General features: G+C 54.7%; 14 protein-coding genes, 4 tRNA genes and 2 rRNA genes (1 of these 20 cut by a window edge). All 20 read left to right on the top strand.

Annotated elements, in window-relative coordinates:
• Positions 1-511 (top strand): 23S ribosomal RNA (locus tag JFT81_RS20665); it begins 2,382 nt to the left of the window's first position.
• Positions 512-682: 171 nt separating this feature from the next.
• A 5S ribosomal RNA gene (rrf, locus tag JFT81_RS20660) occupies positions 683-798 on the top strand.
• Positions 799-930: 132 nt separating this feature from the next.
• A complete protein-coding gene (gene birA, locus JFT81_RS20655; RefSeq protein ID WP_201230600.1) occupies positions 931-1,884 on the top strand; it encodes a bifunctional biotin--[acetyl-CoA-carboxylase] ligase/biotin operon repressor BirA in 954 nt (317 codons plus the stop codon).
• A gap of 191 nt (positions 1,885-2,075) precedes the next feature.
• Positions 2,076-2,513 (top strand): hypothetical protein, encoded by a 438-nt coding sequence (locus tag JFT81_RS20650; protein ID WP_201228701.1) that lies wholly within the window; start codon positions 2,076-2,078, stop codon positions 2,511-2,513.
• 143 nt (positions 2,514-2,656) lie between these two features.
• Positions 2,657-2,741: transfer RNA gene (locus tag JFT81_RS20645), tRNA-Tyr, on the top strand.
• 25 nt (positions 2,742-2,766) lie between these two features.
• Positions 2,767-2,840 (top strand) — tRNA-Gly (locus JFT81_RS20640).
• 26 nt (positions 2,841-2,866) lie between these two features.
• Positions 2,867-2,942 (top strand) — tRNA-Thr (locus JFT81_RS20635).
• A gap of 84 nt (positions 2,943-3,026) precedes the next feature.
• The gene (gene tuf, locus JFT81_RS20630) at positions 3,027-4,220 is read left to right on the top strand and encodes an elongation factor Tu (protein ID WP_053124324.1); all 1,194 of its coding nucleotides are present in this window, start codon (positions 3,027-3,029) and stop codon (positions 4,218-4,220) included.
• A gap of 53 nt (positions 4,221-4,273) precedes the next feature.
• A tRNA-Trp gene (locus JFT81_RS20625) sits at positions 4,274-4,349 on the top strand.
• A gap of 45 nt (positions 4,350-4,394) precedes the next feature.
• On the top strand, positions 4,395-4,763 hold the full coding sequence (gene secE, locus JFT81_RS20620) for a preprotein translocase subunit SecE (RefSeq protein WP_007916493.1): 369 nt from the start codon (positions 4,395-4,397) through the stop codon (positions 4,761-4,763).
• Positions 4,764-4,772: 9 nt separating this feature from the next.
• Positions 4,773-5,306, top strand: coding sequence for a transcription termination/antitermination protein NusG (nusG, locus tag JFT81_RS20615; RefSeq protein WP_007916492.1), 534 nt, complete (start codon positions 4,773-4,775; stop codon positions 5,304-5,306).
• Positions 5,307-5,423: 117 nt separating this feature from the next.
• On the top strand, positions 5,424-5,855 hold the full coding sequence (gene rplK, locus JFT81_RS20610; RefSeq protein ID WP_003228756.1) for a 50S ribosomal protein L11: 432 nt from the start codon (positions 5,424-5,426) through the stop codon (positions 5,853-5,855).
• Positions 5,855-6,550, top strand: coding sequence for a 50S ribosomal protein L1 (rplA, locus tag JFT81_RS20605; protein ID WP_201147658.1), 696 nt, complete (start codon positions 5,855-5,857; stop codon positions 6,548-6,550). Before rplK ends, rplA begins: the two co-directional genes overlap by 1 nt.
• A gap of 198 nt (positions 6,551-6,748) precedes the next feature.
• Positions 6,749-7,249, top strand: a complete 501-nt coding sequence (gene rplJ / locus JFT81_RS20600) for a 50S ribosomal protein L10 (protein ID WP_201147657.1) — start codon at positions 6,749-6,751, stop codon at positions 7,247-7,249.
• 78 nt (positions 7,250-7,327) lie between these two features.
• Positions 7,328-7,693: a 50S ribosomal protein L7/L12 gene (gene rplL / locus JFT81_RS20595; protein WP_201147656.1), complete on the top strand. Its 366-nt coding sequence runs from the start codon at positions 7,328-7,330 to the stop codon at positions 7,691-7,693.
• 221 nt (positions 7,694-7,914) lie between these two features.
• Positions 7,915-11,988 (top strand): DNA-directed RNA polymerase subunit beta, encoded by a 4,074-nt coding sequence (gene rpoB, locus JFT81_RS20590; protein ID WP_008081909.1) that lies wholly within the window; start codon positions 7,915-7,917, stop codon positions 11,986-11,988.
• Positions 11,989-12,052: 64 nt separating this feature from the next.
• Positions 12,053-16,252 carry a DNA-directed RNA polymerase subunit beta' gene (gene rpoC / locus JFT81_RS20585; protein ID WP_007916472.1) on the top strand — a complete coding sequence of 1,400 codons (4,200 nt, stop codon included), beginning with the start codon at positions 12,053-12,055 and terminating at the stop codon, positions 16,250-16,252.
• 216 nt (positions 16,253-16,468) lie between these two features.
• A complete protein-coding gene (gene rpsL, locus JFT81_RS20580; protein WP_003186084.1) occupies positions 16,469-16,840 on the top strand; it encodes a 30S ribosomal protein S12 in 372 nt (123 codons plus the stop codon).
• Between the two features lie 107 nt (positions 16,841-16,947).
• On the top strand, positions 16,948-17,421 hold the full coding sequence (gene rpsG / locus JFT81_RS20575; RefSeq protein WP_201228700.1) for a 30S ribosomal protein S7: 474 nt from the start codon (positions 16,948-16,950) through the stop codon (positions 17,419-17,421).
• A gap of 30 nt (positions 17,422-17,451) precedes the next feature.
• Positions 17,452-19,557, top strand: a complete 2,106-nt coding sequence (gene fusA / locus JFT81_RS20570; protein WP_201228699.1) for an elongation factor G — start codon at positions 17,452-17,454, stop codon at positions 19,555-19,557.
• Positions 19,558-19,566 lie beyond the last annotated feature (9 nt).

Below are 19,566 nucleotides of genomic sequence, written 5' to 3'. Positions count from 1 at the left end.
CCGGTGGTTCTGTATGGAAGGGCCATCGCTCAACGGATAAAAGGTACTCCGGGGATAACAGGCTGATACCGCCCAAGAGTTCATATCGACGGCGGTGTTTGGCACCTCGATGTCGGCTCATCACATCCTGGGGCTGAAGCCGGTCCCAAGGGTATGGCTGTTCGCCATTTAAAGTGGTACGCGAGCTGGGTTTAGAACGTCGTGAGACAGTTCGGTCCCTATCTGCCGTGGACGTTTGAGATTTGAGAGGGGCTGCTCCTAGTACGAGAGGACCGGAGTGGACGAACCTCTGGTGTTCCGGTTGTCACGCCAGTGGCATTGCCGGGTAGCTATGTTCGGAAAAGATAACCGCTGAAAGCATCTAAGCGGGAAACTTGCCTCAAGATGAGATCTCACTGGAACCTTGAGTTCCCTGAAGGGCCGTCGAAGACTACGACGTTGATAGGTTGGGTGTGTAAGCGCTGTGAGGCGTTGAGCTAACCAATACTAATTGCCCGTGAGGCTTGACCATATAACACCCAAGCAATTTGACTACTCGAAAGAGCATCAGATTGCGGTGTGTGAAGACGAAACGAACCGAAAGTTCGACCGCCCCTAAAAAGGCAGCACAAAACACCGAAAACTATCCCATACCCAATTTGCTGAAGCGAGGCCATCTGGCCACGATTCGGTACCCGAATTTCTTGACGACCATAGAGCGTTGGAACCACCTGATCCCATCCCGAACTCAGCAGTGAAACGATGCATCGCCGATGGTAGTGTGGGGTTTCCCCATGTGAGAGTAGGTCATCGTCAAGATTAAATTCCGAAACCCCAATTGCGAAAGCAGTTGGGGTTTTGTTTTGCCCGCAGGAAATGTGCTCGCTTGATTCCTATGCAGCGGGCCGGGGCATGGATATTATTCAGGCCTCATTACGAGGCGAGATCTGCATGCTGACGTTGTTGAATCTTCTGAAGGATGGGCGCTTCCATTCTGGTCAGGCCCTGGGCGTAGCGCTCGGAATTAGTCGAAGCGCGGTATGGAAGCAGCTTCAGCACCTTGAGTCTGAGCTTGGGCTATCCATTCATAAGGTTCGAGGGCGTGGCTACCAGTTAGCGGCGCCATTGGTGTTGCTCGATCCTAGTAAAATGGCGGAAATGCTGTCGGAGTGGCCTGTTGCCGTTTTCGACACTATTGATTCAACAAATGCTGAGGCTCTGCGTGCAATCGGTCGCGGACAGTCGGCGCCATTTTTAGTCGTTGCTGAGCGGCAGACGTCCGGTCGCGGACGCAGGGGGCGAAAGTGGGTCAGTCCATTTGCCGAAAATCTTTATTACAGTCTTGTCCTGCGTATTGATGGTGGGATGCGCCAGCTCGAAGGGTTGAGTCTGGTCGTTGGGTTGGCCGTGATGCGGGCCCTGCGAAAATCTGGCGTTGATGGTGCGGGATTGAAGTGGCCTAACGATGTTCTTGTCGGTGACAAGAAAATTGCCGGCATTTTACTGGAGCTCGTCGGGGATCCTGCAGACGTTTGCCATGTGGTGTTAGGCATTGGCATCAACGTAAACATGCAGGTCGCAGAAGAAGTAGATCAAAAGTGGACGTCAATACGCCTGGAGTCAGGGAGGGCATGCGATCGTAATGTGCTTGTGGCTGACTTGAGTGAGCAATTACAGACTTATATAGAGCGTCACCAGGCTGGTGGTTTTTCGGTTCTGAAAGCGGAGTGGGAAGAGAATCATTTGTGGCATGGCCGATCGGTCTCATTGATCGCTGGCGTCAATCAAATAGATGGCGTGGTGCTGGGTATTGATAATCAAGGTGCCCTGCGGTTGGCAGTCGGTGGTGCTGAAAAGACTTTTAGTGGCGGTGAGCTCAGCCTGAGGCTGCGAGACGACTCCTGAGCTCGACTGCGGTAATAGCTTCATGGAATGGCGAGTGTTACCAATGAAGCGGCGGACTTGATTATCCGGGCGGTCGTTGAGTCGGATCAGATAATGAATGAGAGCCACCGTGCACTTGTTTCGGGCTCGTATCGCTTCTGATCTGGTTTTTGTGCTTTTGGCTATGGCGTGTCCTTTTACTTGAGGTTTGTATGCGTTGGATGTTCCTGCTGCTGTTGGTGCTCAATGTGTTTTATTACGTCTGGCATCAGCAGGAGGCCCCTTTGCGTGCGAAGGACGTCACTCCGCTCAACTTGTATCGAGGTTCGCAGCAGGACATTCGTTTGCTGAGCGAGGGCGGAGTTGCTTCGCGAGAAAGGGCGAGCGGTTCTCCGGCGGAGAATGAGTGCCTTTTCCTCGGAGGTTTCTCTCGCCAGGAACTGGTTGAAGCCCTTGAGCGGCGTTTGGCTGGTATGGGGATCAATGCACAACCTGTGTCGAAAGGTCTTCCCAGTGGGGAATATTGGTTGCGTATAGCCCCTGCGGGCGAGCGTTTGCTGGGGGATGTGCAATTGCAGAACCTTTCCAAGGAATTCAATGAGTTAAAACATAAAATAATGCTGTGCGAGGGGGTTGCACCTGTCGAATAGTTTGCATAGAATGGCGCCCGCTCCACAGCGAAGACCTGAAGAGGTTCTAGCAGTAGGGTGTTGTCAATGCAGCTAACCTCAGGTTTTTAAATGAGAAATTGCTTGACAGGGGTTTGGCATAGTATAGAATGCCGGCCTGATTAGGAGGGGTTCCCGAGCGGCCAAAGGGATCAGACTGTAAATCTGACGTCTACGACTTCGAAGGTTCGAATCCTTCTCCCTCCACCAGATTTAAGCGTGAGCTGCAGGCTCCGCGGGTATAGTTTAGTGGTAGAACCTCAGCCTTCCAAGCTGATGATGCGGGTTCGATTCCCGCTACCCGCTCCAAGTTTGCAGGTTGTGCAAAGTGTTTTGCTCTTGTAGCTCAGTTGGTAGAGCACACCCTTGGTAAGGGTGAGGTCAGCGGTTCAAATCCGCTCAAGAGCTCCATATAACAAGGCAGATATGAAAATATCTGCCTTTGTTTTAATGGCTTGTGTCGTTTGCTCAATTCTTCTGTTAAGGGTGATATCGATGGCTAAGGAAAAATTTGATCGTTCCCTGCCGCACGTCAACGTTGGGACCATTGGTCACGTTGACCACGGTAAAACCACTTTGACTGCTGCTCTGACTCGCGTTTGCTCCGAAGTTTTCGGCTCTGCAATCGTTGACTTCGACAAGATCGACAGCGCCCCGGAAGAAAAAGCACGCGGCATCACCATCAATACCGCTCACGTTGAGTACAACTCGAAGATCCGTCACTACGCTCACGTTGACTGCCCAGGTCACGCTGACTATGTGAAGAACATGATCACCGGTGCTGCTCAAATGGACGGCGCTATTCTGGTTTGCTCGGCCGCTGATGGTCCGATGCCGCAAACCCGTGAGCACATCCTGCTGTCCCGCCAGGTGGGCGTTCCGTACATCGTGGTTTTCCTGAACAAGGCTGACCTGGTAGACGATGCTGAGCTGCTGGAACTGGTTGAGATGGAAGTTCGCGACCTGCTGTCCACCTACGACTTCCCGGGCGATGACACTCCAATCATCATTGGTTCGGCTCGTATGGCGCTGGAAGGCAAAGACGACAACGAGATGGGCACCACTGCCGTCAAGAAACTGGTTGAGACTCTGGACAGCTACATCCCAGAACCAGTACGTGTTACCGACAAGCCGTTCCTGATGCCAATCGAAGACGTATTCTCGATCTCGGGTCGCGGTACTGTTGTGACTGGTCGTATCGAGCGCGGTATCGTTCGCGTTCAGGATCCGCTGGAAATCGTTGGTCTGCGTGACACCACCGTTACTACTTGCACCGGTGTTGAAATGTTCCGCAAGCTGCTCGACGAAGGTCGTGCGGGCGAGAACTGCGGCGTTCTGCTGCGTGGCACCAAGCGTGACGACGTTGAGCGTGGTCAGGTACTGGTTAAGCCGGGTTCGGTCAAGCCGCACACCAAGTTCACAGCAGAAGTTTACGTTCTGAGCAAGGAAGAAGGCGGTCGTCACACTCCGTTCTTCAAAGGTTATCGTCCACAGTTCTACTTCCGTACAACTGATGTGACTGGTAACTGCGAGCTGCCAGAAGGCGTTGAAATGGTAATGCCAGGTGACAACATTCAGATGACTGTTACCCTGATCAAAACCATCGCGATGGAAGATGGTCTGCGTTTCGCTATCCGTGAAGGCGGTCGTACCGTCGGCGCTGGTGTCGTAGCCAAAATCATCGAGTAAGTGGTTGTAATGTATTTTTCGGGCCGGCATAATGGTCGGCCTGATTTTGTTTTAGGTCAGTAGCTCAATTGGCAGAGCGACGGTCTCCAAAACCGTAGGTTGGGGGTTCGATTCCCTCCTGACCTGCCAGATTCACTTGGTGTGTCTGGCTTTCTTTTCACAGGATCTTCATAGATGACTCCTAAGGCTGAAGCTCAAGGCTCTCGCTTCGATCTGCTCAAGTGGCTTGTAGTTGTCGCTTTGGTGGTTGTTGGCGTTGTTGGCAATCAGTATTATTCTGCTTCGCCGATCCTGTACCGTGTACTCGCTTTGCTTGTCATCGCTGCTGTAGCTGCCTTTGTAGGCCTGCAGACTGCGAAGGGCAAGTCTTTCTTTGTACTGGTTAAGGAAGCTCGCACCGAGATTCGTAAAGTCGTGTGGCCAACTCGTCAAGAAACCACGCAGACCACCCTTATTGTGGTGGCTGTTGTCCTGGTTATGGCGTTGCTGTTGTGGGGGCTTGATTCCCTGCTCGGTTGGCTTGTTTCCTTGATTGTCGGCTAAGGGTGTCCCGTGGCTAAGCGTTGGTATGTTGTGCATGCTTACTCGGGTTACGAGAAGCATGTGATGCGCTCGCTGGTCGAGCGCGTAAAGCTGGCTGGCATGGAAGATGGCTTTGGCGAAATTCTGGTTCCCACTGAAGAAGTGGTTGAAATGCGTAATGGCCAGAAGCGCAAAAGCGAGCGTAAGTTCTTTCCAGGCTATGTGCTGGTTCAGATGGATATGAATGAGGGTACTTGGCACTTGGTCAAGGACACTCCTCGGGTGATGGGTTTTATCGGCGGTACTGCTGATAAGCCTGCGCCAATCACCGATAAAGAGGCAGAAGCGATTCTGCGTCGTGTTGCTGATGGTAGTGACAAGCCGAAGCCGAAGACTCTCTTCGAGCCAGGTGAAACGGTGCGAGTCAATGACGGTCCATTCGCTGATTTCAATGGCGTTGTTGAAGAAGTTAACTACGAAAAGAGCCGGATCCAAGTGGCAGTGCTCATTTTCGGTCGCTCTACTCCGGTAGAGTTGGAGTTCAGTCAGGTCGAAAAGGTCTAGCTGAAAAAGCATCCCAACCCCGCAGCCATAGGCTGTGGGGTTTTGTCGTCACTGGGATAAACGCGCAAGTAACCGGGGAGCCTTTCGAGGCGTTTGAACCCGTAATTGGAGTGCCTCATGGCCAAGAAGATTACCGCTTACATCAAGCTGCAAGTGAAGGCCGCTCAGGCTAACCCAAGCCCACCTGTTGGTCCTGCACTGGGTCAGCACGGCGTGAACATCATGGAATTCTGCAAGGCTTTCAACGCCCGTACTCAGGGTCTGGAAGCTGGTCTGCCGACTCCAGTGATCATCACTGTCTACAGCGACCGTAGCTTTACTTTCGAAACAAAATCCACCCCTGCTTCGGTTCTGCTGAAGAAAGCGGCTGGTCTGACCAGCGGTTCCGCTCGTCCGAACACCGTTAAGGTTGGCACTGTTACCCGTGCTCAGCTGGAAGAAATCGCGAAAACCAAAAACGCGGATCTGACTGCAGCTGATATGGATGCAGCCGTGCGTACTATCGCCGGTTCTGCTCGTAGCATGGGCCTTAACGTGGAGGGTGTGTAATGGCTAAGCTGACCAAGCGTCAAAAGGCTATCGCCGGCAAAATCGAAGCAGGCAAGGCCTACAACTTTGTAGATGCCGCCGCTCTGCTGGCTGAGCTGTCGACTGTCAAGTTCAGCGAGTCGTTCGACATTGCTGTGAACCTGGGTGTTGACCCGCGTAAATCTGACCAGGTTGTTCGTAGCGCTACTGTGCTGCCACACGGCACTGGCAAGACCGTTCGCGTTGCTGTGTTCACCCAGGGTCCTGCTGCTGAGGCCGCTCTGGCTGCCGGCGCTGACCGTGTAGGTATGGATGACCTGGCTGCCGAAATGAAAGGCGGCGACCTGAACTATGACGTAGTGATCGCATCCCCGGATGCAATGCGCGTTGTAGGTCAATTGGGTCAGATCCTCGGTCCACGTGGTCTGATGCCTAACCCTAAGGTTGGTACTGTAACTCCAGACGTAGCTACTGCGGTTAAGAACGCTAAAGCTGGTCAGGTTCGTTATCGCACCGACAAAAACGGCATTATTCACACCTCCGTTGGCAAGATGGGCTTCGACGCCGTCAAGCTGAAGGAAAACGTTGAAGCCCTGATCGCTGATCTGAAGCGTATCAAGCCAGCTTCCTCGAAAGGTATCTACGTCAAGCGCGTTACCCTGAGCACCACTATGGGCCCAGGTCTGGTTATCGACCAGAGCTCGCTGGACGCGTAAGACAAAAATTGGCGCGAATATTCGCGCTAATTGAAAGATTGGGGTCCCTGCCTGGCGGGGGCTATCCAAGACCGTAGGCGGCGCAAGTCTTAAACCATCAGCCTACGCAGATGGTGCTCCCGGTTCCTTACCGAATCAGACACCAAAACGACATTCGGTTTCGATCGAATGAAACGGTAACAAGCAGGAGTTAAACCCGTGGCAATTAATCTCGAAGACAAGAAGGCCATCGTCGCTGAAGTCAACGAGGCTGCCAAAGTCGCTCTGTCCGCTGTCGTGGTTGATGCACGTGGCGTAACAGTAGGCGCAATGACCGGACTCCGTAAAGAGGCTCGTGAAGCTGGCGTTTACGTACGTGTTGTACGTAACACCCTGCTCAAGCGCGCTGTTGCTGACACTGAATACAGTGTTCTCAACGACGTGTTCACCGGCCCGACCTTGATCGCATTCTCCAACGAACACCCGGGCGCTGCTGCTCGCCTGTTCAAAGAGTTCGCTAAAGGTCAGGAAAAGTTCGAGATCAAGGCAGCTGCGTTCGAGGGCAAGTTCCTCGCAGCTAATCAGATCGACGTTCTGGCAAGCCTGCCGACCCGTGACGAAGCAATTTCCCAGCTGATGAGCGTGATTCAAGGCGCTACCAGCAAATTGGCTCGTACTCTGGCGGCTCTTCGCGACCAGAAAGAAGCTGCTGCAGCCTGAGGCTGAGCGTTTCCTCTCTCGCGTATTTTTGTTTATTTCGATGGCCTGCAGGCTATCCCCCAATTCAGGAAATAAGTCATGTCTCTGACTAACGAACAAATCATCGACGCAATCGGCGAAAAATCGGTTCTGGAAATCGTTGAGCTGATCAAGGCAATGGAAGAGAAGTTCGGCGTATCCGCTGCCGCTGCTTCTGCTGGTCCAGCTGCTGCTGCCGCTGTTGTTGAAGAGCAAACCGAGTTCAACGTTGTTCTGCTGGAAGCTGGCGAGAAGAAGGTTAACGTGATCAAGGCAGTTCGTGAACTGACTGGTCTGGGCCTGAAAGAAGCCAAAGAGAAAGTAGACACCGCTCCTCAGGTTGTAGCTGAAGGCGTTTCGAAAGAAGCTGCTGAAGACGCCAAGAAGAAGCTGGAAGAAGCAGGCGCTAAAGTCGAGCTGAAGTAAGCATCGACTTTGCTCCTCCAGCCCGAGCGTCAAGCGACAGGCTGATGGCTGGTGGCTCTTGCCACCGGCCTTTTTCCGTTATTGGCAGCCGACTGGGTCGGTGCTGATAAAGGCGCTGTAACCACCCGATGCGGTGGCGCAAACCATGGGGTTTGCACGATTTTCTGGCTGCTCCCGTCGGGAGGGGCCAAACAAGCAGGTGACCAAGCTGGGGAACGCTGATGGCTTACTCATATACTGAGAAAAAACGTATCCGCAAGGACTTTAGCAAGTTGCCGGACGTCATGGATGTGCCTTACCTCCTGGCCATCCAGCTGGATTCGTATCGTGAATTCTTGCAAGCGGGAGCGACTAAAGATCAGTTCCGCGACGTGGGCCTGCATGCGGCCTTCAAATCCGTTTTCCCGATCATCAGCTACTCCGGCAATGCTGCGCTGGAGTACGTCGGTTATCGCCTGGGCGAACCGGCATTTGATGTCAAAGAATGCGTATTGCGCGGTGTAACTTTCGCCGTACCTTTGCGGGTAAAAGTGCGCCTGATCATTTTCGACAAAGAATCGTCGAACAAAGCGATCAAGGACATCAAAGAGCAAGAAGTCTACATGGGTGAAATTCCCCTGATGACTGAGAACGGTACCTTCGTAATCAACGGTACCGAGCGTGTAATCGTTTCCCAGCTGCACCGTTCCCCGGGCGTGTTCTTTGACCACGACCGCGGCAAGACGCATAGCTCCGGCAAACTGCTGTACTCCGCGCGCATCATTCCTTACCGCGGTTCGTGGTTGGACTTCGAGTTCGACCCGAAAGACTGCGTGTTCGTGCGTATCGACCGTCGTCGCAAGCTGCCGGCATCGGTACTGCTGCGTGCGCTCGGCTATACCACTGAAGAAGTGCTCGACGCTTTCTACACCACCAACGTTTTCCATCTGAGCGGCGAAACCCTCAGCCTGGAACTGATTGCTTCGCGTCTGCGTGGTGAAATTGCGGTTCTGGATATTCAGGACGAGAAGGGCAAGGTTATCGTTGAAGCGGGCCGCCGTATTACTGCGCGCCACATCAACCAGATCGAAAAAGCCGGCATCAAGACCCTGGAAGTGCCTCTGGACTACGTCCTCGGTCGCACTACCGCCAAGGTCATCGTGCACCCGGCTACTGGCGAAATCCTGGCAGAGTGCAACACCGAGCTGAACACCGAAGTCCTGGCGAAAATTGCCAAGTCCGGCGTTGTTCGCATCGAAACTCTGTACACCAACGACATCGACTGCGGTCCGTTCGTCTCCGACACATTGAAGATCGACTCCACCAGCAACCAATTGGAAGCGCTGGTCGAGATCTATCGCATGATGCGTCCAGGCGAGCCGCCAACCAAAGACGCTGCCGAAACTCTTTTCAACAACCTGTTCTTCAGCCCTGAGCGCTATGACCTGTCTGCGGTCGGCCGGATGAAGTTCAACCGTCGTATCGGTCGCACCGAGATCGAAGGTTCGGGCGTGTTGTGCAAGGAAGACATCGTCGCGGTACTGAAGACTCTGGTCGACATCCGTAACGGTAAAGGCATCGTCGATGACATCGACCACCTGGGTAACCGTCGTGTTCGCTGCGTAGGCGAAATGGCCGAGAACCAGTTCCGCGTTGGCCTGGTACGTGTTGAGCGTGCGGTCAAAGAGCGTCTGTCGATGGCTGAAAGCGAAGGCCTGATGCCGCAAGACCTGATCAACGCCAAGCCAGTGGCTGCGGCGGTGAAAGAGTTCTTCGGTTCCAGCCAGCTCTCGCAGTTCATGGACCAGAACAACCCGCTGTCCGAGATCACCCACAAGCGTCGTGTCTCTGCACTCGGCCCTGGCGGTCTGACTCGTGAGCGCGCAGGCTTTGAAGTCCGTGACGTACACCCGACTCACTACGGCCGTGTATGCCCGATTGAAACGCCGGAAGGTCCGAACATCGGTCTGATCAACTCCCTGGCTGCGTACGCTCGCACCAACCAGTACGGCTTCCTCGAAAGCCCGTACCGTGTGGTGAAAGAGGGTGTGGTCACCGACGAGATCGTGTTCCTGTCTGCCATTGAAGAAGCTGACCACGTGATCGCGCAGGCTTCGGCGACCATGAACGACCAGAAAGTCCTGATCGACGAACTGGTAGCCGTACGTCACCTGAACGAATTCACCGTCAAGGCGCCTGAAGAAGTCACCTTGATGGACGTTTCGCCGAAGCAGGTAGTTTCGGTTGCAGCGTCGCTGATCCCGTTCCTCGAGCACGACGACGCCAACCGTGCGTTGATGGGTTCGAACATGCAGCGTCAAGCTGTACCAACCCTGCGCGCTGACAAGCCGCTGGTAGGTACCGGCATGGAGCGTAACGTAGCCCGTGACTCCGGCGTTTGCGTCGTGGCTCGTCGTGGCGGCGTGATCGATTCCGTCGACGCCAGCCGTATCGTGGTTCGTGTTGCTGATGACGAAGTTGAAACCGGCGAAGCTGGTGTCGACATCTACAACCTGACCAAATACACCCGCTCGAACCAGAACACCTGCATCAACCAGCGTCCGCTGGTGCGTAAGGGTGATCGCGTTCAGCGTAGCGACATCATGGCCGACGGCCCGTCCACCGACATGGGTGAGCTGGCGCTGGGTCAGAACATGCGCATCGCGTTCATGGCATGGAACGGCTTCAACTTCGAAGACTCCATCTGCCTGTCCGAGCGTGTTGTTCAGGAAGACCGTTTCACCACGATCCACATTCAGGAACTGACCTGTGTGGCTCGTGACACCAAGCTTGGCCCAGAGGAAATCACTGCGGACATCCCTAACGTGGGTGAAGCTGCACTGAACAAGCTGGACGAAGCCGGTATCGTTTACGTAGGTGCTGAAGTAGGCGCAGGCGACATCCTGGTGGGTAAGGTCACTCCGAAAGGCGAGACCCAGCTGACTCCGGAAGAAAAACTGCTGCGTGCAATCTTCGGTGAAAAAGCCAGCGACGTTAAAGACACTTCCCTGCGTGTACCTACCGGTACCAAAGGTACTGTCATCGACGTACAGGTCTTCACCCGCGACGGCGTTGAGCGTGATGCTCGTGCACTGTCGATCGAGAAGACTCAGCTCGACGAGATCCGCAAGGATCTGAACGAAGAGTTCCGTATCGTTGAAGGCGCGACTTTCGAACGTCTGCGTTCCGCTCTGGTAGGCCACAAGGCTGAAGGCGGCGCAGGTCTGAAGAAAGGTCAGGACATCACCGACGAAGTACTCGACGGTCTTGAGCATGGTCAGTGGTTCAAACTGCGCATGGCTGAAGATGCTCTGAACGAGCAGCTCGAGAAGGCTCAGGCCTACATCGTTGATCGCCGCCGTCTGCTGGACGACAAGTTCGAAGACAAGAAGCGCAAACTGCAGCAAGGCGATGACCTGGCTCCAGGTGTGCTGAAAATCGTCAAGGTTTACCTGGCAATCCGTCGTCGCATCCAGCCGGGCGACAAGATGGCCGGTCGTCACGGTAACAAAGGTGTGGTCTCCGTGATCATGCCGGTTGAAGACATGCCGCACGATGCCAATGGCACCCCGGTCGACGTCGTCCTCAACCCGCTGGGCGTACCTTCGCGTATGAACGTTGGTCAGATCCTTGAAACCCACCTGGGCCTCGCGGCCAAAGGTCTGGGCGAGAAGATCAACCGGATGATCGAAGAGCAGCGTAAAGTCGCTGAACTGCGTACCTTCCTGGACGAGATCTACAACCAGATCGGCGGTCGTAACGAAGATCTGGACAGCTTCTCCGATCAGGAAATCCTGGATCTGGCGAAGAACCTGCGTGGCGGTGTTCCAATGGCCACTCCAGTGTTCGACGGCGCCAAGGAAAGCGAAATCAAGGCCATGCTGAAACTGGCTGATCTGCCAGAAAGCGGCCAGATGCAGCTGACCGACGGCCGTACCGGCAACAAGTTCGAGCGTCCAGTTACCGTTGGCTACATGTACATGCTGAAGCTGAACCACTTGGTAGACGACAAGATGCACGCGCGTTCTACCGGTTCGTACAGCCTGGTTACCCAGCAGCCGCTGGGTGGTAAGGCACAGTTCGGTGGTCAGCGTTTCGGGGAGATGGAGGTCTGGGCACTGGAAGCATACGGTGCTGCTTACACTCTGCAAGAAATGCTCACAGTGAAGTCGGACGATGTGAACGGCCGTACCAAGATGTACAAAAACATCGTGGATGGCGATCACCGTATGGAGCCGGGCATGCCCGAGTCCTTCAACGTGTTGATCAAGGAAATTCGTTCCCTCGGCATCGATATCGATCTGGAAACCGAATAACACGTGACGCGAATCGAGAGCGGGGCAGGATTGCCCGCTCTCTGCTCCGCCAGGAGGAAAGGCCTTGAAAGACCTACTGAATTTGCTGAAAAACCAGGGTCAAGTCGAAGAGTTCGACGCCATCCGTATCGGATTGGCCTCGCCTGAGATGATCCGCTCATGGTCGTTCGGTGAAGTTAAAAAGCCGGAAACCATCAACTACCGTACGTTCAAACCTGAGCGCGACGGTCTGTTCTGCGCCAAGATCTTTGGCCCGGTAAAGGATTACGAGTGCCTGTGCGGTAAGTACAAGCGCTTGAAGCATCGTGGTGTGATCTGCGAGAAGTGCGGCGTTGAAGTTGCACTGGCCAAGGTTCGTCGTGAGCGCATGGCGCACATCGAACTGGCTTCGCCGGTTGCCCACATCTGGTTCCTGAAATCGCTGCCGTCCCGTATCGGCCTGCTGATGGACATGACCCTGCGTGATATCGAACGCGTTCTCTACTTCGAGAGCTATGTCGTTATCGATCCAGGCATGACCACCCTTGAAAAAGGTCAGCTGCTGAACGACGAGCAGTACTTCGAAGCGCTGGAAGAGTTCGGTGACGACTTCGACGCCCGCATGGGTGCTGAAGCTGTCCGTGAGCTGCTGCACGCTATCGACCTGGAACACGAGATTGGCCGTCTGCGTGAAGAGATTCCGCAAACCAACTCCGAAACCAAGATCAAGAAGCTGTCCAAGCGTCTGAAGTTGATGGAAGCCTTCCAGGGTTCCGGCAACCTGCCAGAGTGGATGGTGCTGACCGTTCTGCCGGTTCTGCCGCCAGATCTGCGTCCACTGGTCCCGCTGGATGGCGGTCGTTTCGCGACTTCCGACCTCAACGACCTGTATCGTCGAGTGATCAACCGTAACAACCGTTTGAAGCGCCTGCTTGATCTGTCCGCTCCGGACATCATCGTGCGCAACGAAAAGCGTATGTTGCAGGAAGCTGTCGATGCTCTGCTCGACAACGGTCGTCGTGGCCGCGCTATCACCGGTTCGAACAAGCGTCCTCTGAAATCCCTGGCTGACATGATCAAGGGTAAGCAAGGTCGTTTCCGTCAGAACTTGCTCGGTAAGCGTGTTGACTACTCCGGTCGTTCGGTAATTACCGTAGGCCCGACCCTGCGTCTGCATCAGTGCGGTCTGCCGAAGAAGATGGCTCTCGAGCTGTTCAAACCGTTCATTTTCGGCAAGCTCGAAATGCGTGGTCTCGCGACCACCATCAAAGCGGCCAAGAAAATGGTCGAGCGCGAGCTGCCAGAGGTTTGGGACGTTCTCGCTGAAGTGATTCGCGAACACCCGGTTCTTCTCAACCGTGCACCGACCCTTCACCGTCTGGGTATCCAGGCGTTTGAACCGGTACTGATCGAAGGTAAGGCTATCCAGCTGCACCCTCTGGTCTGCGCCGCGTACAACGCCGACTTCGACGGCGACCAAATGGCCGTGCACGTACCGCTGACGCTGGAAGCCCAGCTCGAAGCGCGTGCGTTGATGATGTCGACCAACAACATTCTGTCGCCAGCCAACGGTGAGCCAATCATCGTTCCGTCGCAGGACGTTGTATTGGGTCTGTACTACATGACTCGTGAAGCGATCAACGCCAAAGGCGAAGGTCGTGTGTTCGCGGATCTGCAGGAAGTTGACCGTGTGTTCCGTGCCGGCGAAGCCGCACTGCACGCCAAGGTTAAAGTACGTATCAACGAAACCGTCAATGACCGTGACGGCAACAGCGTGAGCGGTACCCGTATTGTCGACACTACTGTCGGCCGTGCGCTGCTGTTCCAGGTTGTGCCAAAAGGTCTGTCGTACGACGTCGTCAACCTGCCGATGAAGAAAAAGGCGATCTCCAAGCTGATCAACCAGTGCTACCGCGTGGTTGGTTTGAAAGAGACCGTGATCTTCGCTGACCAGTTGATGTACACCGGTTTCGCTTACTCGACCATCTCCGGCGTTTCCATCGGTGTTAACGACTTCGTTATCCCGGATGAAAAAGCCCGCATCATCGGTGCTGCCACCGACGAAGTGAAAGAGATCGAGAGCCAGTACGCCTCCGGCCTGGTAACCCAGGGCGAGAAGTACAACAAAGTGATCGACCTTTGGTCGAAAGCGAACGACGAAGTTTCCAAGGCAATGATGGCCAACCTCTCGAAAGAGAAGGTTATTGACCGTCACGGCGTTGAAGTCGATCAAGAGTCTTTCAACTCGATGTACATGATGGCTGACTCGGGTGCGCGGGGTTCCGCAGCACAGATTCGTCAGCTGGCCGGTATGCGTGGTCTGATGGCCAAGCCAGACGGTTCCATCATTGAAACGCCGATTACTGCGAACTTCCGTGAAGGTTTGAGCGTACTTCAGTACTTCATCTCGACTCACGGTGCTCGTAAAGGTCTGGCGGATACCGCGTTGAAAACTGCGAACTCCGGTTACCTGACTCGTCGTCTGGTAGACGTTGCGCAGGATCTGGTGGTAACCGAGATCGATTGCGGCACCGAACACGGTCTGCTGATGACTCCGCACATTGAAGGCGGTGACGTTGTAGAGCCGTTGGGTGAGCGCGTATTGGGTCGTGTTATCGCTCGTGACGTGTTCAAGCCAGGTACCGAGGACGTTATCGTTCCTGCCGGCACTCTGGTAGACGAGAAGTGGGTCGAATTCATCGAGCTGAACAGCATCGACGAAGTGATCGTGCGTTCGCCGATCAGTTGCGAAACCCGCTACGGCATTTGCGCCAAGTGCTACGGCCGTGATCTGGCTCGTGGTCACCAGGTGAACATCGGTGAAGCTGTCGGCGTTATCGCTGCCCAGTCCATCGGTGAGCCGGGTACACAGCTGACGATGCGTACGTTCCACATCGGTGGTGCGGCTAGCCGTACTTCCGCAGCCGACAGCGTTCAGGTGAAGAATGGCGGTACCGTCCGTCTGCACAACCTGAAACACGTTGAGCGAGTGGATGGCCATCTGGTTGCTGTATCCCGTTCCGGTGAGCTGGCAATCGCTGATGACTTCGGTCGTGAGCGTGAGCGTTACAAGCTGCCGTACGGTGCTGTGATTTCGGTTAAAGAAGGTGACAAGGTCGACGCTGGCGCAATCGTGGCCAAGTGGGATCCGCACACTCACCCAATCGTTACCGAAATGAAAGGTACCGTGACCTACGTGGGCATGGAAGAAGGCATCACGATCAAGCGTCAGACTGACGAATTGACCGGTATGACCAACATTGAAGTACTCGATGCGAAAGATCGTCCAGCTGCGGGCAAAGAAATTCGTCCAGCAGTGAAGATGGTCGACGACAACGGCAAGGATCTGTTGCTGCCAGGCACTGACGTTATCGCTCAGTACTTCCTGCCAGCCAACGCCCTGGTCGGTGTTGCGGATGGTGCGAAGATCGCGATCGGTGATGTTATCGCGCGTATCCCGCAAGAAACTTCGAAAACTCGAGACATCACCGGTGGTCTGCCGCGTGTTGCCGACTTGTTCGAAGCTCGTCGTCCGAAAGAAGCGTCGATTCTGGCTGAAGTCAGCGGCACCATCGCGTTCGGTAAAGAAACCAAAGGCAAGCGCCGTCTGGTCATTACCCCGAACGACGGTACCGATCCGTACGAAGAGCTGATTCCGAAGTGGCGTCACCTGAACGTGTTCGAAGGCGAACAGGTAAACCGCGGCGAAGTTATCTCCGACGGTCCAAGCGATCCACACGACATCCTGCGTCTGTTGGGTGTGAGTGCGCTGGCCAAGTACATCGTGAACGAGATCCAGGACGTTTACCGTCTGCAAGGCGTGAAGATCAACGACAAGCACATCGAGACCATCCTGCGTCAGATGCTGCGTAAAGTTGAAATCGCTGAATCCGGCGATTCGAGTTTCATCAAGGGCGACCAGATGGAACTGACTCACGTACTGGTAGAGAACGAGCGTCTGGGCGGCGAAGACAAGTTTGTCTCCAAGTACACTCGCGTTCTGCTGGGTATCACCAAGGCGTCGTTGTCCACCGAATCGTTCATCTCGGCGGCTTCCTTCCAGGAAACCACCCGCGTACTGACCGAAGCGGCAGTCACCGGCAAGCGCGATTACCTGCGCGGCCTGAAAGAAAACGTGGTCGTGGGTCGTTTGATCCCGGCGGGTACCGGTTTGGCTTATCACAGCGAGCGCAAGCGTCGTCGTGAAGCAGACAAGCCGTTGCGCGTGAGCGCCAGTGAAGTGGAAGCTGCACTGACCGAAGCGTTGAACTCGAGCGGTAACTGAGTTCTGCGAAAAATGAGCGTAAGGCCCTGATCACTCCGTTCGTCGAATCGAGACATTTTGTCGAGGTTCGAGGGGCGGGGAGGTCGGGGCCTTGCCTTGACTGGGGACAAGATCCTCTTTAGACTCTTGATCCCCTAAATTTGGCGGGAATTCGTTCCTGCCATTTTGCTTTTCTTGCAAGACAATAGCGTCGCAAGACAACAGTGGAGCTAGTAGATGGCAACTATCAACCAGCTGGTACGTCAGCCGCGTAAGCGTATCGTCGAGAAATCCGACGTACCTGCGCTGCAGAACTGCCCGCAACGTCGTGGCGTGTGCACCCGTGTGTACACCACCACGCCGAAAAAACCTAACTCGGCACTGCGTAAAGTATGCCGTGTGCGTCTGACCAACGGTTTCGAGGTTTCCTCGTACATCGGCGGTGAAGGCCACAACCTGCAAGAGCACAGCGTGGTACTGATCCGCGGCGGTCGTGTAAAAGACTTGCCAGGTGTTCGTTACCACACCGTTCGCGGCTCCCTGGATACTTCCGGCGTTAAAGGTCGTAACCAAGGTCGTTCGAAGTACGGTACCAAGCGTCCGAAGTAATCGGCCGTTTTGCAGATTTTTATTTTATTGAGTCGATAAGAGTAAGGTCGGGCACGCATCCATTGGATCTGTCCCGAGCTAACCTGAAGACCGCTTGAGGGCTTATCATGCCAAGACGTCGCGTAGCAGCAAAGCGTGAGATTCTGGACGATCCGAAATACGGAAGCCAGATCCTCGCCAAATTCATGAACCACGTTATGGAAAGCGGCAAGAAAGCCGTTGCCGAGCGTATCGTTTATGGTGCCCTGGATACCGTTGCGACCCGTAAGGCTGGCACCGATCCCCTGGAACTCTTCGAAAAAGCACTCGACGCCATCGCTCCGCTGGTCGAAGTGAAGTCGCGCCGCGTTGGTGGTGCTACTTACCAGGTTCCGGTCGAAGTTCGCCCGTCCCGTCGTAACGCTCTGGCAATGCGCTGGTTGGTAGACTTCGCCCGTAAGCGTGGCGAGAAGTCTATGGCTCTGCGTTTGGCTGGCGAGCTGCTGGATGCTGCTGAAGGTAAAGGTGCTGCTGTTAAGAAGCGTGAAGACGTGCACCGTATGGCTGAAGCCAACAAAGCTTTCTCGCACTACCGCTTCTAATTTTAGCTTCACTAATTTTGCGAGGGCTTTATGGCTCGTACTACTCCGATTAGTCGCTACCGTAACATCGGTATCGTCGCTCACGTGGATGCTGGTAAAACCACCACCACCGAGCGCGTCCTTTTTTACACCGGCAAAAGTCACAAAATGGGCGAGGTGCATGATGGCGCCGCGACCACAGACTGGATGGTTCAGGAGCAGGAGCGTGGTATTACCATTACTTCTGCTGCTATTACCGCCTTCTGGAAAGGCTCCGAGAAGCAGTACAAAGACGAGCATCGCTTCAACGTAATCGATACCCCGGGCCACGTAGACTTCACTATCGAAGTTGAGCGTTCCCTGCGCGTACTCGACGGCGCTGTCGTTGTGTTCTGTGGTACCTCGGGTGTTGAGCCTCAGTCGGAAACCGTATGGCGTCAAGCCAACAAATACGGCGTTCCACGTCTTGTTTACGTAAACAAGATGGACCGTGCTGGTGCCAACTTCCTGCGCGTGATCGGTCAGATCAAGCAGCGCCTGGGTCACACTCCAGTGCCAATCCAGTTGGCTATCGGTTCCGAAGATAATTTCCAGGGTCAGATCGATCTGCTGACCATGGAAGCTGTTTACTGGAACGATGCTGACAAAGGTATGGTTCCTGTTCGCAAGCCTATCCCTGCTGAACTGCAGGAACTGGCTGACGAATGGCGCAACAACATGGTTGAGGCTGCTGCCGAAGCCAACGAAGAGCTGATGAACAAGTACCTCGAAGGTGAAGAGCTCACCAACGTGGAAATCAAGGCTGCTCTGCGTCAGCGTACTATCGCTGGTGAGATCGTCTTGGCTGTTTGCGGTTCCTCGTTCAAGAACAAGGGTGTTCCCCTGGTTCTCGATGCTGTGATCGACTACCTGCCGGCACCAGTTGATATTCCTGCCATCAAGGGTACTGACCCGGATGACGAGACTATCGAGCTGGAGCGTCATGCAGACGACGCAGAACCGTTCTCCGCTCTGGCATTTAAAATTGCCACTGACCCATTCGTGGGTACTTTGACCTTCGTCCGCGTTTACTCGGGCGTGTTGAACTCCGGCGACGGCGTGATCAACTCGGTTAAAGGCAAGAAAGAGCGCGTGGGTCGTATGGTGCAAATGCACGCAAACGCCCGTGAAGAGATCAAGGAAGTACGCGCTGGTGACATCGCGGCCCTGATCGGCATGAAGGATGTCACCACTGGTGAAACCCTCTGCAACGCTGACAAGCCAATCATCCTGGTTCGTATGGACTTCCCGGAGCCGGTTATTTCGGTTGCCGTAGAGCCTAAGACCAAGGATGACCAGGAAAAAATGGGTATCGCTCTGGGCAAGCTTGCTCAGGAAGACCCGTCTTTCCGCGTCAAGACTGATGAAGAGACTGGTCAAACGATCATCTCCGGCATGGGCGAGCTGCACCTGGACATCCTGGTTGACCGGATGCGCCGTGAGTTCAACGTCGAAGCCAACATCGGTAAGCCTCAGGTTTCCTATCGTGAGCGCATCACGAAGAACTGCGAAATCGAAGGCAAGTTCGTTCGTCAGTCCGGCGGTCGTGGTCAGTTCGGCCACTGCTGGATCCGTTTTGCTCCTGCTGACGAAGGTCAGGAAGGTCTGCAATTCGTGAACGAAGTTGTAGGTGGTGTGGTTCCTAAGGAATACATCCCGGCTATCCAGAAGGGTATCGAAGAGCAGATGAAGAACGGCGTTGTTGCCGGCTATCCGCTGATCGGCCTGAAGGCTACCGTGTTCGATGGTTCTTACCACGACGTCGACTCCAACGAGATGGCGTTTAAAGTGGCTGCCTCCATGGCGACCAAGCAACTGGCCCAGAAGGGCGGTGGTGAGTTGCTTGAGCCGATCATGGCTGTAGAGGTTGTTACGCCTGAAGACTATATGGGTGATGTGATGGGCGACCTTAACCGTCGTCGCGGCATGATCCAGGGTATGGAAGACACAGTGTCCGGCAAAGTAATTCGTGCCGAAGTTCCACTGGGTGAGATGTTCGGTTATGCGACCGACGTTCGATCCATGTCCCAGGGTCGCGCAAGCTACTCTATGGAATTCAAAAAATACGATACGGCTCCGGCGCACATCGTCGAAACCGTCACCAAAAAACAAGGCTGATTCAGCCCC

It is taken from the genome of Pseudomonas sp. TH43 (assembly GCF_016650635.1).
Lineage (GTDB): Bacteria > Pseudomonadota > Gammaproteobacteria > Pseudomonadales > Pseudomonadaceae > Aquipseudomonas.
This window is presented reverse-complemented; position numbering and strand designations above follow the sequence as displayed.

Excerpts from the sequence above, each read along its gene's own strand:
- birA (WP_201230600.1), top strand. The coding sequence starts at position 931 with ATGCTGACGTTGTTGAATCTTCTGAAGGATGGGCGCTTCCATTCTGGT.
- JFT81_RS20650 (WP_201228701.1), top strand. The coding sequence starts at position 2,076 with ATGCGTTGGATGTTCCTGCTGCTGTTGGTGCTCAATGTGTTTTATTAC.
- tuf (WP_053124324.1), top strand. The coding sequence starts at position 3,027 with ATGGCTAAGGAAAAATTTGATCGTTCCCTGCCGCACGTCAACGTTGGG.
- secE (WP_007916493.1), top strand. The coding sequence starts at position 4,395 with ATGACTCCTAAGGCTGAAGCTCAAGGCTCTCGCTTCGATCTGCTCAAG.
- rplK (WP_003228756.1), top strand. The coding sequence starts at position 5,424 with ATGGCCAAGAAGATTACCGCTTACATCAAGCTGCAAGTGAAGGCCGCT.
- rplA (WP_201147658.1), top strand. The coding sequence starts at position 5,855 with ATGGCTAAGCTGACCAAGCGTCAAAAGGCTATCGCCGGCAAAATCGAA.
- rplL (WP_201147656.1), top strand. The coding sequence starts at position 7,328 with ATGTCTCTGACTAACGAACAAATCATCGACGCAATCGGCGAAAAATCG.
- rpoB (WP_008081909.1), top strand. The coding sequence starts at position 7,915 with ATGGCTTACTCATATACTGAGAAAAAACGTATCCGCAAGGACTTTAGC.
- rpsL (WP_003186084.1), top strand. The coding sequence starts at position 16,469 with ATGGCAACTATCAACCAGCTGGTACGTCAGCCGCGTAAGCGTATCGTC.
- rpsG (WP_201228700.1), top strand. The coding sequence starts at position 16,948 with ATGCCAAGACGTCGCGTAGCAGCAAAGCGTGAGATTCTGGACGATCCG.
- fusA (WP_201228699.1), top strand. The coding sequence starts at position 17,452 with ATGGCTCGTACTACTCCGATTAGTCGCTACCGTAACATCGGTATCGTC.